15 protein-coding genes are annotated in these 15,955 nt (G+C 60.7%); 6 read left to right on the top strand and 9 right to left on the bottom strand.

The window, feature by feature from the left end; translation table 11 throughout:
* Position 1 precedes the first annotated feature (1 nt).
* The 7 genes from uraH to AC13RM_RS22985 form a co-directional block, all read right to left on the bottom strand.
* Positions 2-358 carry a hydroxyisourate hydrolase gene (gene uraH / locus AC13RM_RS23015; RefSeq protein ID WP_374815377.1) on the bottom strand — a complete coding sequence of 119 codons (357 nt, stop codon included), beginning with the start codon at positions 356-358 and terminating at the stop codon, positions 2-4.
* On the bottom strand, positions 355-855 hold the full coding sequence (locus tag AC13RM_RS23010; protein ID WP_374815379.1) for an ureidoglycolate lyase: 501 nt from the start codon (positions 853-855) through the stop codon (positions 355-357). Before AC13RM_RS23010 ends, uraH begins: the two co-directional genes overlap by 4 nt.
* A gap of 7 nt (positions 856-862) precedes the next feature.
* A complete protein-coding gene (locus tag AC13RM_RS23005; protein ID WP_374815381.1) occupies positions 863-1,225 on the bottom strand; it encodes a HepT-like ribonuclease domain-containing protein in 363 nt (120 codons plus the stop codon).
* A gap of 229 nt (positions 1,226-1,454) precedes the next feature.
* The gene (gene uraD / locus AC13RM_RS23000) at positions 1,455-1,952 is read right to left on the bottom strand and encodes a 2-oxo-4-hydroxy-4-carboxy-5-ureidoimidazoline decarboxylase (protein ID WP_374815383.1); all 498 of its coding nucleotides are present in this window, start codon (positions 1,950-1,952) and stop codon (positions 1,455-1,457) included.
* A 1-nt stretch (position 1,953) separates the two neighbouring features.
* Entirely contained in the window at positions 1,954-2,877 is a 924-nt protein-coding gene (gene puuE, locus AC13RM_RS22995; protein ID WP_374815385.1) for an allantoinase PuuE, read from the bottom strand.
* 117 nt (positions 2,878-2,994) lie between these two features.
* Entirely contained in the window at positions 2,995-3,702 is a 708-nt protein-coding gene (locus AC13RM_RS22990; RefSeq protein ID WP_374815387.1) for a DUF1045 domain-containing protein, read from the bottom strand.
* A 101-nt stretch (positions 3,703-3,803) separates the two neighbouring features.
* Complete coding sequence (locus AC13RM_RS22985) at positions 3,804-4,988, bottom strand: NAD(P)/FAD-dependent oxidoreductase (protein WP_374815389.1); 1,185 nt, start codon at positions 4,986-4,988, stop codon at positions 3,804-3,806.
* On the opposite strand from AC13RM_RS22985, the gene mnmC2 reads away from it, so the two are divergent.
* Positions 4,987-5,721, top strand: coding sequence for a tRNA (5-methylaminomethyl-2-thiouridine)(34)-methyltransferase MnmC2 (gene mnmC2, locus AC13RM_RS22980; RefSeq protein WP_374815391.1), 735 nt, complete (start codon positions 4,987-4,989; stop codon positions 5,719-5,721). The two genes, AC13RM_RS22985 and mnmC2, sit on opposite strands and share 2 nt — an antisense overlap.
* A 44-nt stretch (positions 5,722-5,765) precedes the next feature.
* On the opposite strand, the gene AC13RM_RS22975 is transcribed toward mnmC2, so the two are convergent.
* Positions 5,766-6,695, bottom strand: coding sequence for an AraC family transcriptional regulator (locus AC13RM_RS22975; RefSeq protein ID WP_374815630.1), 930 nt, complete (start codon positions 6,693-6,695; stop codon positions 5,766-5,768).
* A gap of 82 nt (positions 6,696-6,777) precedes the next feature.
* Here AC13RM_RS22975 and AC13RM_RS22970 point away from each other — a divergent pair, with 82 nt between their 5' ends.
* Positions 6,778-7,605: an oxidoreductase gene (locus tag AC13RM_RS22970; RefSeq protein ID WP_374815392.1), complete on the top strand. Its 828-nt coding sequence runs from the start codon at positions 6,778-6,780 to the stop codon at positions 7,603-7,605.
* Positions 7,606-7,671: 66 nt separating this feature from the next.
* Here AC13RM_RS22970 and AC13RM_RS22965 read toward each other — a convergent pair whose 3' ends face one another.
* A complete protein-coding gene (locus AC13RM_RS22965; RefSeq protein ID WP_488555592.1) occupies positions 7,672-10,485 on the bottom strand; it encodes a response regulator in 2,814 nt (937 codons plus the stop codon).
* Positions 10,486-10,702: 217 nt separating this feature from the next.
* Between AC13RM_RS22965 and AC13RM_RS22960 the strand changes: the two genes are divergently transcribed.
* From AC13RM_RS22960 to AC13RM_RS22945, 4 genes are all read left to right on the top strand, one after another.
* Positions 10,703-12,289, top strand: coding sequence for a trimethylamine methyltransferase family protein (locus AC13RM_RS22960; protein ID WP_374815396.1), 1,587 nt, complete (start codon positions 10,703-10,705; stop codon positions 12,287-12,289).
* A gap of 148 nt (positions 12,290-12,437) precedes the next feature.
* A complete protein-coding gene (locus AC13RM_RS22955) occupies positions 12,438-12,752 on the top strand; it encodes a hypothetical protein (RefSeq protein ID WP_285173232.1) in 315 nt (104 codons plus the stop codon).
* 341 nt (positions 12,753-13,093) lie between these two features.
* Complete coding sequence (locus AC13RM_RS22950; RefSeq protein WP_285173231.1) at positions 13,094-14,809, top strand: DEAD/DEAH box helicase; 1,716 nt, start codon at positions 13,094-13,096, stop codon at positions 14,807-14,809.
* Between the two features lie 235 nt (positions 14,810-15,044).
* Positions 15,045-15,953, top strand: a complete 909-nt coding sequence (locus AC13RM_RS22945) for a DMT family transporter (protein WP_374815631.1) — start codon at positions 15,045-15,047, stop codon at positions 15,951-15,953.
* Positions 15,954-15,955 lie beyond the last annotated feature (2 nt).

Raw genomic sequence — 15,955 nt, 5'->3', positions numbered from 1 at the left:
CTCAGCTCCCGCGATAGGTGGAATAGCCGTAAGGCGAGATCAGCAGTGGCACGTGGTAATGCGCCGTCGTATCGGCGATGCCGAAGCGGATCGGTACGAGATCAAGGAACGCCGGCTCCGCCAGCTTGGTGCCGCTGGCACGCAGATAGTCCCCGGCCCGAAATAGCAACTCGTAAGTGCCCGCAACGAAGCTTTCGCCGATCAGGATGGGACCGCCATCCACGCGGCCGTCCGAGTTGGTCGTGACTGTCTTCACATGCCTGCGGGTATCGCCCTCGATCCTGAAGAGATCGATCACCAGGCCTTCGGCCGGCTTGCCGAGAGCGGTATCGAGCACATGGGTGGTCAGTCCGGTCATAGCGTCGGTGCTCCGATGATGAAGGGCGTGTCGAAGAAGTACTCTTCCAAATTGTTTCCGGGGCCATCGCGATCCACGATGAGGAAATCGCTCGGCTCGTCGAGTGCCATCAAGGGATAATGCCAGACATTGACCCGATAATTCACGCCCTGATCGCCACGCGCCAGGAAAACCTGCGGTCTGCCGGGCTTGCCGCCCTCATCTTCTGCAACGACGACGAGGAACGGCCAGCCATTCAGCGGCACGAAACACTGGCTGCCGAAGGGGTGGCGCTCCATCATGTCGATCGAGAAGGGAAAGGCACGCGGCTGGCCGCGAAAGAGGTTCAGGATAACCCGCGCCCCGTCGCCAAGAGCTTCGGCATTCGACAACGCATGGAACCGCTCGGTCGTGCCGCCATTGATGTATCGCATGGTCGCAGGATCGGCCTCGATCACATCGCCGAATGGCTCGAACGCTGCCTTTGTCAAAGGATTGATGTCTAGATGCTGTGTCATTGACTGATTATTCGCCTTCCGCTCGCCAGTGGCGAATGGAGTCCAGTTGCAGGAGCAACTCCGGAAGAGATTTGTGAGCGATATCCCACAGGGCTGCCAACTCGATGTCGACATATCCTTGCGCAATCCGATTCCGGAAGTCCTGCATCACATGCCAAGGCAGCTCCGGATGGTCAACGACAAACTCCGGATATTCCTCGGCAATGCGGGCGGCAACCTCGCCGATCAGCAGAAGATTCATGCCGACGGCACGCTGTTTCTCGATATTGGTGGAGAATGTCGCTTGATCGGTTTCCCTGAGGAAATGGCCGGCTTCGGATGCAGCCTGCTGCATGCGTTCGAGATAGGTAATCAGTCGATCCAGGCTCATGCCGGCTTTCCTCCGCCGGCAACGCCCGATTCCGGTGAGATGACGCGCCTCTTGGCGTCACCAATCATCCGTCCACTTCTATCTTTGTCCAATGCTTTCCGCGGCCCCATGGCTCAATATCCTGCCAAGCGGATACTAAGCCATGAGTAGACCGAAAAACAGCGCGTACCTCAACGGGAAATCAGCCCAAGGGCATGGGTTGGAAGAATCGCGGCTCTGAGGCCAAACGTCAGGCTTGAGGCAGCATGGATTGCAGACGCAGCAGCGCGATCCTTTCGACCTGAGCGGCAGCCGTCGCAAATTCCGTGTCCCGGCCGTTGCCAATCCGGGTTTCGAAGGCGGCAAGGATATCGTCCTTGCCGAGCCCCTTCACTGCAATGATGAAGGGAAAGCCGAATTTCGTCACATAGGCGGCATTCAGTTCGGTAAACCGGGCGTGCTCCTCGGGGCTCAGCCGGTCGAGCCCGGCACCGGCCTGCTCCTTGCGGCTATCCTCGGTAAGCTTGCCGGCAATCGCCAGCCGGCCGGCGAGATCGGGGTGTGCCCGCAGCACGCCAAGTCGCTCCGCCTCGCTGGCGGCGCGGAAGGCCTGCACCAGCGCGACATGCACGCCGCCGGAGGTCAACGGCTCGGCAATGGCGCCCTGATCGTAGGCGCGCTCGGCAACGAAAGGCGAATGTTCGAAGACGCCGCCGAAGCGGCCGACAAAATCATCCCGCGAGATCATATCAGCGCACGCCCCCGGGAAGGTGATTTTCATACCAATGGTTGGCGATCTCGATTCGCTTCGGGATCCAGACCTTGTCGTGCTTCTGCACATATTCGATGAATCGCCGCAGCGCGGCGGCGCGGCCGGGGCGGCCGACGAGACGGCAATGCAGACCGACAGACATCATCTTCGGGCTGCCCTGCTTACCCTCTTCATAGAGCGTGTCGAAGGCATCCTTGAGGTAGGTGAAGAACTGGTCGCCGGAATTGAAGCCCTGGGGTGTCGCAAAGCGCATGTCGTTGGTCTCAAGCGTATAGGGAATGATCAGAAACGGCTTGCCGTTGAGACCATCGACCCAGAAGGGCAGATCGTCGGCATAGGAATCGGAGGAATAGAGGAAACCGCCCTCCTCCATAACGAGCCGTAGCGTATTGTCGGAAGGCTTGCCCTGGTACATGCCGTAGGGCCGTTCGCCGGTGAGTTCGGTATGCAGCCGAACGGCCTCGAGAATGTGCTTACGCTCCAGATCCTCGGAGAAATCCTTGTATTCCAGCCAGCGATAGCCGTGGCTGGCGATTTCCCAGCCCGCCTCCTTCATGGCGGCAACCGCTTCCGGATTGCGGGCCATGGCCAGCGTCACGCCATAGACCGTCGCCTGAACCTTGAGTTCGGTGAACATGCGCCACAGCCGCCAGAAGCCGGCGCGCGAACCATATTCGTAGATCGATTCCATATTGAGATTGCGCTGGTTCGGCCAGGAGGCCGCGCCAACGATCTCCGAAAGCAGGTTTTCCGACCCCGGATCACCGTCGAGAATGCAGCTCTCCCCGCCTTCTTCATAATTGATCACGAACTGCACCGCGATGCGGGCATCGCCGGGCCATCTCGGATCCGGCGTATTGCGGCCGTAGCCGATAAGATTACGGGGATAGATTTCCGACATTGAAGCACCTTCTCTGATCGCGGAACGGTAGCATCCACGCCACGAAAGTCGAGACGGAAAGTGGGAAAATCACTTTCGCTTCAAAGCGGGGTATTGGCGTGCACGCCATCCGCTAATCTAGGCGATCTTGCGGGCGCTGACCTTTCCCATCGGATGCAGCGAATGCACCCGGAAGGGACCGCCGGCGCCCTCTTCCATCATGAGCGCGATGTTGGAAACGGGGACGGGCGCAGCCAAAGCGGGTTCGAAGAAATTGCGCAGCGCACGCTCGATGCGCGCCATGTCGGCTGGGCTTACCGTCCCTGTCAGCATCATCTGGAAGCGGAACTCGTCCATGACATGCGGATGCCCCCAGCGATGCAGATTGGCGAACTGCGTGGCGGAAAGCCCATCCGGATCGATGCGCTCTATTTCCGCTTCGCTCAAAGGAGCCCGGTATTGATCGAAGGTCTGCACCAGCGATGCCGCGAGGAAATGCATCTGCTGGCTTGGTGCGGAGGGAACAAGGCCCAGCGCACCGCCGAGGCGCGCGACCTCGAGCCTTGGGATTTCGAAGGGCGCGACCGTGCCGGAGAACCGCATCAGGTCGCGCAGCAGCCCCGCCTCGGACATATCCTCGGCCAGCCGGAACGGCGCCTTCAGAATCCCCATGAAGCCATAGCGGCGCGGAACCGCGGTGTAGAAAGCGATCTCATGGATACCAAGCCCACGGACCGCCGGCGGATCGACCATCTCGCCGGAATAGACATTGCGGCCGAGCCAATTCGCCGCCACAAGCGTCAGCGGATCGCTCGCAGACGGTGTGAAGCAAATGGCATACCGCATAAATTCCTCCAGGGCGTAACGTCAGCAGGCCAAACCGGCACCGATGGCCAAGGAGATAGGTGATTTGCGTGACAGATTGACGACCCAGAAGAGGCCTGAATTCACGTTTTATGTGATATGACTGAAATATGACTCGCTAAAGTGAAACTCTGCGGCAAGTTGAAGCGACCTGGCACCCCCGCCGCCTCGCGCACCGCCGCCTCCGCGAGCCTATGCGCCAGCCCAAAGCTCACCTTGAAGCCACCCGTGAGCGCAATCAGCGAGGGACGATCGGGATGCGCACCCACCATCGGATCGCGATCCACAGCCTTCGGACGCAAGCCCGCCCAACGCTCAACGACTTCAGCGCCAGCCAGCACCGGCGCCATGATGCGCGCCGCATTGAGCAAGTTATCGAGCTGCCCGTCCGTCGATAAGGGATCGTCAAATCGGTTCTCGCTCGTGCTGCCGACCGCGACCAACCCATTCTCATGCGGAACGATGTAGAGGCCATCGCGGAAGATAACGGGCATGTCGCCGTCGACATCGGCCTTCAGCATCGCCGCTTGCCCTTTGACCGGTTGGCCGAGCGAGGCTTTGCGTCCCTCCGTCAATTCATCAAGGATCGGAAATGAACGGTAGCCGGCAGAAAGGACGCAACGGCCGAAGCGAATGTCGCCATCGCTCGAACGCGCAATGCCCCGCTCCGGATCGATACTCTCGACGGCAACGCCCTCGCAAAGCCGAACATGTCGTGCCGCTGCCAGGAACCTCCGCAGGACCTCCAGAAACGCCCGCGGCGCGACGCGGGCCGCCAGTGTATCGTGGACAAATCCGCTTTCTCCGGCTGAAGGTTCGATCCAGCCCTCGATTGGTGCGGCATCCAGCACATGCCAGTGAAACTGCCGATCCCCATGCCGCCAACGCGTTTCCGCATCCCGGGAATGGCCAAGCGCAATCTGCCTCAGATGCGGCTTTGGCAACGGAATCAAGCGACCGACGCGACGATAACCAGCTGAAAAACCGGTCTCCGCTTCCAGGGCCGCAATCTCCTCCTCCAGCGCGACAAGCGCATCGAACTGAAACTGCTTCTTGTCCGACCATTTATCCGGCATGTGCGGCATCAGCGCGCCAAGCAGACCGCCGCTCGCCCCCTGCCCGAAACGGCCGGCTTCGACAAGCAATGTCGGGATACCAAGACGCTCGGCATGGACGGCTGCCCATAGCCCCATGATCCCGCCGCCGACGATCAGCAGATCGACGGACGATTGACCGGCAGGTCTCGGAGGATTATCGGCTCTTTCCATGACAGATCCAGTTTCCGACCAGGCCAAGGCGCCCGAAACCCATGCGGCAAGCCCGGAGCTCGAATGGCGCGACGGCGATATGCCCTATTCGACCGCATTTGGCGACCATTTTTATTGCCAGACCGATGGCAGGCTGGAATGTGGTCACGTCTTCCTGGCCGGCAATGGACTGCCTGCCCGCTGGCACGGACAGCGAGATTTCCTTATCGGCGAACTCGGCTTCGGCACCGGCCTGAACTTCTGCGAGACCTGGCGCCAGTGGCGACAGCAGGCCATCCCCGGTTCGAACCTGCACTTCATGTCCTTCGAACTCTATCCGATGCGGGCCGAGGAAATCGACCGTGCCTTATCGCACTGGCCCGAAATCGACAGCGAGCGACAGGCTCTTGCCGCAGCCTGGCCGGACAACCCGCAGGGTGTCGTGTCGCTGAGGCTAGATGCAAATACGCGCCTCTGCGTCGTCTGCGATCCGGCTCTCGAAGGCGTCAGCCGCGCCGAACAGGGTTTTGATGCCTGGTATCTCGACGGTTTCGCACCCTCCCGTAATGCCGACATGTGGTCGCCGGAACTGATGCAGACGCTCCATGACAAGACGGTTCCGAACGGCACCTTCGCCACCTATGCAGCCGCCGGTTTCGTAAGGCGAAACCTGCAGGCGGCAGGATTTGTGGTGGAGCGACGCCAAGGCTTTGCCGGCAAGCGCGAAATGCTCTGCGGCATCAAGCCCGCCTGAGGCCGGAGCGATGTACCGGGGCAGGAGGAAACCATCTCGAGGGCTCAGATGAGCTCGCCAAGATGCTGGCGAACCCACTTGGCCTCTTCCGAGGCCGTCCGCCGAAAGTGCCGTTTGAAATCCCGGCTGAATTGGGCGGCGCTGGCATAGCCGACCGATGCCGCCACCTCCGCAATCGTCCCACTTTGACGCGCAATCATCAACCGTGCCTCGTGAAGCCGTATCGCCTTCACATATTGCATCGGACTGCTGCCGGTCAGGGCTTTGAAATGGACGTGGTAGGAGGGAACACTCATCCCCGCCTCGCGCGCCAGCGCGGCAACCGAAATCTCGGAACTATAGGTTTCGCGCAATCGGGCCAGGCTTCGTACGATCTTCCCGGAAATGCCCTGTTGTTGAAGGGCTGAGATCATCGCTCCGCCCTGCGGGCCGACGAGAACCCGGTAGTGCAGCTCGCGCAGGATGGCTGTTCCCAGAACCGCAAGCTCGATGGGATCGCTGAGCGCCCGCAGCAGGCGCAGCACGACATCCTCGATCATCGGCTCCATCCTGCTTGATATTAGGCTTCTCACTTTGCCGGCCGCTGGTCCGGACTGTCTCGCTCCCACCTCAGAGGCGATCTCTGCAGCCAGAAGCATGTCGAACTCGAGATAAACGGCAAGCAAAGGGCGTTCTGCACTTGCTGATGATTCCATCCGGAACGGAACAGGCACCGACACGGCCAGATAATGCTCCTCATCGTAGAGATAGACCTCGCCTTCCAGCACGCCCTGCTTTCGCCCCTGCAGAACGAATACCGCGCCCGGCTTGTAGAGCACGGGGACATCATGAAGGACTGCTTCGGTCCTAAGAATACGAACCCCGGCAAGCGCTGTTGCATTGTATCCCTGGCTGGGAGCAAGAAGCCCCGCCAGCTCCACCAACTCCCGGCGCTTCGACCCTTCGTCTTCCGGTTTCAGAGGATTTGGCAAGATATCCATAGCTTTTGCAATCGCAGGCGATGATTTCGAAGATTATCTGTCATAGGCATCAAGCAATCAAGACGAGATTTCGACCATGTCACAGAAGACTTTTTTCATCACCGGAGCGAATTCGGGCTTCGGCTTCGCGATCGCAGCCGCCGCGAGCAGCCAGGGCCATAAGGTTATCGGCAGTGTCCGCTCGAAACAGTCACAGGTGACATTCGAGGAACGCTTGCCGATGGCACGGTCCATCCTATGCGATGTGACGGAATTCGACCGGATTGCAGACGTCGTTCGACAGACGGAAGAAGACCATGGACCGGTCGACGTGCTGATCAACAATGCCGGCTACGGCCACGAGGGAATTCTTGAAGAGTCGCCCCTCGAGGAGATGCGGCGCCAGTTCGACGTGAATGTCTTCGGCGCCGTTGCGGTCGCGAAGGCCTTCCTGCCGCGCTTCCGCCAAAGACGCAGCGGCTTCATCGTCAACGTCACTTCCATGGGCGGCATGATCACCATGCCCGGCATCGCCTATTACTGCGGAAGCAAGTTCGCCCTTCAGGGCATCTCGGAGGTCATGCGAGCGGAGATGGCACCATTCGGCGTTCGGGTGACCGCCCTTTGCCCCGGCTCCTTCCGGACCGACTGGGCCGGGCGCTCGATGGTCCGGACCGAACGATCAATCGCGGATTATGACGCGCTGTTCGATCCGATCCGGCAGGCGCGGCAATCCAAAAGCGGTAAGCAGCTCGGCGATCCCGACAAGCTTGCGGCTGCCGTTCTGGAATTGATCGAATCGGACGCCCCTCCGCCGCAGCTCCTGCTCGGCAGCGATGCCCTTGGACTTGTATCGGACAGGATCGAGCGCCTCAAGCAAGAGATGGAAGCCTGGAAATCCGTTACCGTTTCCACCGATGGCTGACGGCCGCGACCGTTGCGCTGGCCGAAAGACGGCATCCAACCATGCACCCAAGTCTAGATCTGAACACTAGTTCTTCGAGCGATCAGCCACCAGAGCGGTATCGCCCAGATAGCGCCGGATCTTCGTCTCGAGAAGTTCGGGACTGATCGGTTTGGACATGCAATCGTCCATGCCCGACTGCATGCATGTGATGCGATCAACATCCAGTGCCTGCGCCGTAACCCCAACAATGGGTACGTGCCATCCCTGCCCGGCCTGCGTCTCGAACTGCCGGATCATGCGGGTCGCCTGATGACCATTCATGACCGGCATGGACACATCCATGAGGATCAGCGACGGCCGCAGCTGGCGCCATGCGTCGACGGCCGCCTGACCGTTCTCCACGACGAGGAACCGCAAGCCGGTCGCCTGCAGGATCTGCGTGAAGACGATCTGGTTCACCTCGTTGTCCTCGGCCACGAGGACGTCGATGGCGTTGCCAGACTTGGTCGAGGTCATCCGATCCGTAGCCTCGATCGCAGCGGCCGCTTCTGCCTCCAGTGGCAGCCGACGTTCAACGGGGACCAATCGCTCCCCCAGCTTCTTCCGCCGCGATGCGCGCACGACATCGATGATCGTGCCGCGCAGCACATTGGCGCGCACAGGCTTCATCAGATGCGCCTGGCCGTTGACGGCGGCAAATTCCCTGTCGTAACCGGCGACACCCATCGACGTCAGGAACACGATCGGGAGCGTATCGAAGCGCGGATCGGCGCGCAATGCGCTCGCGATCTGATAGCCATTCATGCCTGATATGCTGTAGTCGACGATGATCGCATCGACCGACACGCCCATGTCGAAAGCAGCATCCAGAATGGCGAGCGCGGTCCTGCCATCCTCGGCGGCATACCCGTCGAAGCCCCATTGCAGCAGCTGCTCGGTCAAGATGCGCCGATGGATCGGGTCGTCTTCCACGATCAGGACGCGGGCATCCCTGATATTGGCCGGCAGCTCCGCGACTTGGCTGCGCGCTGCAACCAGCGGCATCGGCAGATGGGCGGTGAAAACCGATCCCTTGCCCCATTCGCTCTCCACCGACAGAGAGCCGCCGAACAGATGGACGAGGCCGGCAGTAATGGTAAGACCAAGGCCCGAGCCCTCAAGCCGCCGGGCAAAGGAGGAATCCGCCAGTGAGAATTTGTCGAAGATCGTATCGAGCTTTTCTTCCGGAATGCCGATACCGGTGTCTTCGACACGCAGCGTGAGCAATATATTGTCGTCTGGCGCCGGCTGGCTATCCAGCTCCACCAGCACATGCCCTCGCTCGGTGAACTTGATCGCATTGCCGACGAGATTGGTCACGATCTGGCGAAAACGTCCGGCATCGCCGAGGATTGCCGCCGGCACGCCTGGAGCGATGCGCGCCATCAGCTCGATATTCTTTTCCGATGCGGCGGCAGCCAGCAAGGTCGCGATATCCTCGACGGCCTCTGCAGGATCGAATGCCATCTTGCGCAGGTGCATTTCGCCGGTATCGATGCGGGAAAAATCGAGAATATCGTTGATGATGGTCAGCAGCGCATTGCCCGACTTGACGATGATATCGACGAAGGTCTTCTGCCGCGCATCGAGATCGGTCTTGCCAAGCAATTCCGCCATGCCGAGGACGCCGTTCATCGGCGTGCGGATTTCATGGCTCATATGGGTCAGAAACTCGGATTTCGCCCGGTCCGCAGCATTGCTGCGCGCCAGGAGCATCTGCAAATCCGCCTCGCGCTCCTTCATCTCTGTGACATCGGTCAGCGCCACCGTCCAGCGGCGATGCTCGCCGAGGGCGGCGTCGAGCTGCATCCAGCGGTCGCCTTTAATCTGGAATACGCAGGAGATCGGCTTGCCGGCCGCGATGCTTTCCCCCCAGGACGCTCGCACAGCCTCGGCATCCTCACCGAAGTCTCCGCGTTGCGCGCAATAATCGAACGCCGCGGACCAGTCTTTGCCGACTTCCAGAAGCTCCGCCGGCAGCTTCAGCATATCCTTCAGCCGGTCGTTGGCCAGCATGATCGTACCGTCTTGGACGATCATTAAACCTTGGGACATGGCCTGCATGGCATCGGCCATGAGTTCGCCGAGGCGTTCCAGCGCCAGCCTGGCCTCGGTGATCTCACGGAATTGCTGCTTGACGGCGGAAATATCCGTGTAGGACATCAGCGTCCGCCCGTTGGAAATGCGGCGCGCGTCGATGATGACGGATTTGCCGTCGGCAAAATTCACTTCCGTCTGCAGATGCTCGCCTGCCTTGCGCAGTGCCGCCAGGCGCGCTTGATAAATGTCGTCGATGCTACGGCCGTCGGAATCGAAACGCGCCAGCTCATAGTGTTTTGCGATCAGATCCCGATAGGGGCGGCCTTCGAAACGCTCATCCTTCGAGAATTCGAAAATGTCATAGAAGGCGTCATTCACGTATTCGACGACATAGCCGCTGTCGTGGATCAGGACACCGATCGGCATCGAGCGAAGAATATTGTCGAGATCCTGATGCAGTCTCCTGGCAGTCGCTTCCAGAAACACCCCGAAAATATAGATGCGGTCTTCCGAAGGGGAAAAACTCTCGATCTGGATGCGCGATCGCTCGCGACCCGATGCGTCGAAGCATAGTGCCACCTCTTCCGAACCGAAGACCAGCGCACGGCGTTCCCTGTCTTCCCTGTCGGCGCTCTCGCCCGCATCGAGAAGATCGTGACTGCGATTGCCGATGAAGTCGGAGATATCGCGCCCGAAGAACCGCGCATAGGCATCGTTGACGGCGACGTAACGAAGCTCGCTGTTCTTGATGTAGGCGGGCCTGTCCAGACTGGCGATCCGGCGGCACGCTATGTCGAGCAGTTCACCGTCCAAAGTCAAACGGAGCCTCTCTTTTCACCGCGCATGACAGTTCATGAAACGACGCTCTAGCACAATTGGCTTTAACAAGGCGTTAACCATGTTTAAACCACCGCGCCGACGTCGCGTTCAGACCATGCACTGTCCTATAACGGTCATGCCTTGGTCGCAAACGACGGCGGCATGCCGGGGGAAACTCTGCCAAGAATCCGTCAACGGATCATTGGGAGCGAGCGCCATGAGCGACGAAGAAAGCCTGACCTTGAACGAAGCGCAGATCGCAACGGCAACGGGCGAACGGCGGCGGCGGGCTGGAGGACGTGGGGCTGAACGCAGCCGCAAGCCGAGCGGCACGAAATACCTCAACCTCGTCAACAATCTCGCTCGCACGGAACTTCTGTCGCCCGAAGCGCTCGACGATATCCACGAGGCATCGCTGACCATTCTCGAAGAGATCGGCATGGATATCATCCTGCCCGAGGCGCGCGAGCGCATGAAGGCTGCCGGCGCGCATGTCACGCCCGGCAAGGAACGCGTCCGGTTCGATCGCAACATGATCATGGAGCTGATCGCTTCGATCCCCTCGAACTTTACGCTGCACGCCCGCAATCCCCTTAGAAACGTTGAGATCGGTGGCCGCAATCTCGTCTTCGCGCAGGTTGCTTCCGCCCCCTTCGTCGCCGACCGCGACGGCGGCAGGAGAGCGGGAAATCAGGAGGATTTCCGCAAGCTCATCAAGCTCGCCCAGTCCTTCGATGTCATCCATATGACCGGCGGCTATCCGGTCGAACCCATCGACATCCATGCCTCGGTGCGCCATCTCGACTGCCTTTCCGACATCGTGAAGCTCACCGACAAGGCCTTTCATTGCTATTCGCTCGGCCAGCAGCGCAATCTCGATGCCATCGAAATCGCCCGCATCGGCCGCGGCATCACAATGGAGCAGATGGAGCGCGAGCCTTCGCTCTTCACCATCATCAACTCCTCCTCGCCGCTGCGTCTCGACGGACCGATGCTGCAGGGGATCATTGAAATGTCCTCGCGCGGCCAGGTAGTCGTGGTGACACCGTTCACGCTGGCGGGCGCCATGGCGCCGGTGACGATCGCCGGCGCGCTGGTGCAGCAGAATGCCGAGGCGCTCTGCGGCCTCGCCTTCACCCAGATGGTGCGTAAGGGCGCACCGGTCATGTATGGCGGCTTCACCTCGAATGTCGACATGAAGACGGGCGCACCCGCCTTCGGCACACCGGAATATATGAAGGCGGTCATCGCGGGCGGACAGCTCGCCCGCCGATACGGCATCCCCTACCGCACCTCCAACACGAACGCTTCGAATACGCTCGATGCGCAGGCGGCCTACGAATCGGCGCTGTCGCTCTGGGCGCTGACCCAGGGCGGCGGCAATTTCGTCCTGCATGCAGCCGGCTGGAGCGAAGGCGGGCTAACCGCCTCCTTCGAGAAATTCATCCTCGACGTCGACATGCTGCAGATGGTCGCGGAATTCCTCAAGCCGCTCGATGTCAGCGCCGATGCCCTGGCACTTGATGCCGTGCGCGATGTCGGCCCCGGCGGCCACTATTTCGGCACGGCACACACGCTCGCCCGCTACGAAACGGCCTTCTATTCGCCGATCCTGTCAGACTGGCGAAACAACGAGACATGGACGGAAGCCGGGCGGCCGACAACTTACGATCACGCCAACCGCATCTATAAGGAAACGCTGGCGCGTTATGAACGCCCCCCGCTTGATCCGGCGATCGAAGAGGAGCTCGACGCCTTCGTCGCCAAGCGCAAGGCAGAGGGTGGCGTTCCCACCGATTTCTAGCTGAAAACAAAGGGCTTTTACGCCTCAAATCATGAACGAAATTTAATGTCGCGGCTCCTTTTTTGGCCGCGACTTCGCCCCCTTTCCTGCGCAACGTCAAACTCGGCTTAGGCTAGGAGCCAGCCTGTGTTTTGGGAAAGGGATGTCAATGTCTGTGCTTCGCACATTAACGACGGCCGGTTTGATCGCGCTGACGCTTGGCAGCGCCGCTGCCGTAACCACTACCACTGCCAGCGCCTCCGACCGCGGCGCCTTCTTCGGCGGTCTTGCCGCCGGTGTTGTCGGCGGCGCCTTGATAGCCGGGGCTGCACGGCCCGCCTACCCAGCTTATTATCCGGCATATCCGGCCTACTACGACGGCCCAGCCTACGAGCGCGTCTATGTACGCCCCTACCCCAGCTGCTACTGGGCATGGCGCCACGATGCCTGGGGCCGGCCCTTCCGCGTCGAAGTCTGCCGCTGAAGCCTGAGGGCACAGCAAGGTACAGACGAAGTTCCCTATCAATCGTCTCCGATCTCTCACGCCGCCGGATTTCCGGCGGCATTTTCGTCTGTCTGTTGAAAAGCTTTCGCTCACACCCCTTGACATTGGTGGCATTTAAGACCAAATGCGCTCCAGCTTTCACCTTCCGGCCGCCGCGTGAGCGTGCCCTGCGGGACAATCTGTACGCAAGAGAAGGACAAAAGCGCTTTTATGAATGAGGCCGCGCCAGGCGCTGCGGCCAGATGCGCTGGAAAGCTATTTCCAACTTACAAGTTCCCACTTCACGCGGGGTTCTTGACGCCAGAGACAGACCGGACCGCATGGTGCGACCCGGCCTATTTGCTTTGGCGCCCCCGAAAGGTATTGAATTGACTGATTTTCACTCGCTTGGTCTCTCCAAGCAGATCGTCGATACACTGTCGCAGAACAATTTCGCGACGCCAACGCCCATTCAGGCTCAGGCCATCCCACTCGTTCTCCAGGGCCGTGATCTCATCGGCCTCGCCCAGACTGGCACCGGCAAGACGGCCGCCTTCGGCCTGCCGATCATCGAAATGCTGCTGAAGGAAGCCAAGCGCCCCGACAACCGCACGGTCCGCACGCTGATCCTCGCCCCGACCCGCGAGCTGGTGAACCAGATCGCCGACAATCTGAAGCTCTTCGTCCGCAAGTCGCCGCTGCGCATCAACCTCGTGGTCGGCGGCGCGTCGATCAACAAGCAGCAGCTTCAGCTGGAGCGCGGCACCGATATTCTCGTCGCGACGCCCGGCCGTCTCCTCGACCTAATCAACCGCCGCGCCCTCTCGCTCGGCCATGTCACCCATCTCGTTCTCGACGAAGCCGACCAGATGCTCGATCTCGGCTTCATCCACGACTTGCGCAAGATCGCCAAGCTTGTTCCGGCCAAGCGCCAGACCCTGCTGTTCTCGGCTACCATGCCGAAGGCGATCGCCGATCTCGCCTCCGACTATCTGACCAATCCGGTCAAGGTCGAAGTCTCGCCTCCGGGCAAGGCGGCCGACAAGGTGGAGCAGTATGTCCACTTCGTCGCCGGCCAGAACCACAAGACCGAGATCCTCAAGGAAACCATCTCCGCCAATCCGGATGGCCGTGCCATCGTCTTCCTGCGCACCAAGCATGGCGCCGAGAAGCTGATGAAGCACCTCGATCACGTCGGTTTTGCCGCTGCCTCCATCCACGGCAACAAGAGCCAGGGCCAGCGCGAGCGCGCTCTCAAGGGCTTCCGCGATGGTGACGTCCGCGTTCTCGTCGCAACCGACGTCGCCGCCCGCGGCATCGATATCCCCGGCGTTTCGCATGTATACAACTTCGATCTGCCGGAAGTTCCCGATGCCTATGTTCACCGCATCGGCCGCACCGCCCGCGCCGGCCGCGATGGCATCGCCATCGCCTTCTGCGCGCCCGATGAAATTCGCCTGCTGCGCGACATCGAACGCCTGATGGGTATCGAGATTGCCGTTGCCAGTGGCGAAGCCCCGGCCGATCGCGGCCGTCCCGTTCGCGGCAAGGGTCGTGGTGGCCAAGGTAATGGTAATCACGGCAATGGTGGCCAGGGCAGAGGCCAAAACGGCCAGGGACGCGAGCGTGGCGAAAGCCGCCCGCAACGCCCGGCCCGCCGTCCGTTCTTCGACAAGGAAAACGGCGAGGCTCGTGGTGAGGCTGGCGATCGCCAGGATCGCCGCCCGCGCAACGATCGCCCGCAGCGAGAAAACAATCGCAATGCCGATTTCCGTGGCCAGCGTCGCAACGAACCGACGCCGCGTCAGGAACCCGACAACGACCTCGCCTCGACCTCGGACTTCCGCCCCGCTCGCAAGCAGCACAACGGCCAATCCAACGGCAACGGTGCCGCGCATGAGGGCGGAGCCCATCGCGGCCAGCGACATTCCCATGGCCGCCCCGCAGGCCGCCACAACGAAGAACGCGGCGCCCAGGGCGAACAGCGCAATGGCGGCAACGGCCGCATGAAGCGCCGTGGCCCCGGCAATGGTGGCCAGCGCCGCGAACGTGCTTGATAAAGTTCAAGGGGGCCCACTGGCCCCCTTTTTTTACGCCTCACACATCTACCCAAATGACTACCGACTCAGTCATGAGCGTAAATTCGAAACTTTGCGGCTGCCTGACATTCCGTTTCGCTTGGCGACCAATGTTTGGATAACTGTTTCCTGCCTGCAGACACTTCCCGGCATAGCTTGCAGCATGTCTGGAGGGTTGGGAGGCGCTGCATTGCAAACGACGGCAACACAGCCAATGTCGGCAAGCGACTGGGGACAACTCGTGCTTCTCGGCGCGCTGTGGGGCGGATCATTCTTCTTTGCCCATATAGCGGTGGCAGAAATCCCGCCGCTGGCGCTGGTCCTCTATCGGGTTTCGATTGCCGCGCTTGTCCTGCATGTCTGGTTGCGCCTGCGTAACATTTCCTTTGCGCCCGCCATCGCCAGATCAGCTTCGTTCCTGGGGCTCGCGCTGCTCAACAACATCATCCCGTTTTCTCTGATATTCAGCGGTCAAACCGAGATCGGAGCGGGTCTTGCCTCGGTGCTCTATGCGACGACGCCCCTCTGGACAGTCCTGGTCGCAAATCTGCTGACTGCAGACGAAAAGCTTTCCGCCAGCAAACTTGCCGGCGTGGCTCTCGGGATTACCGGCGCCGCCATCATGATCGGCCCAGGGCTCTTCGCCAATCTCGGCGGGCCGACATGGGCGAAGCTTGCGATCATCGGAGCGGCAATTTCCTATGCGTTTGCAGCCGTTTTCGCAAAGCGATTTCGAGACATGAAGCCGGTCGTCGTCGCGGCCGGCCAACTGAGTGCCTCCGCCATCGTGATGGTGCCGATCGTCCTTCTTCTCTACCATCCGAGCGAAATCGTAAGTACGAATATCTCGATCTGGCTGTCCATCGGCACTCTCGCAATTGTGACGACCGCCTTCGCCTTCATTCTGTATTTCAATCTCATCGCCTCTGCGGGGGCGACGAATGCATCGCTGGTGACGCTGCTCGTGCCGGCAAGCGCAATCATCTTGAGTACCGCATTCCTTGGAGAGCGCCTGGAACCTTACGAGTTCCTCGGATTGGCCCTGATCGTCTCTAGCCTGGTGGTTGTCGATGGCAGGCTTCTGCGATGGCGGCGACGGATCGACGCCCGCAAGAAGCCATAGAG

This window comes from Martinezella sp. CNPSo 3732 (assembly GCF_057784515.1).
This window is presented reverse-complemented; position numbering and strand designations above follow the sequence as displayed.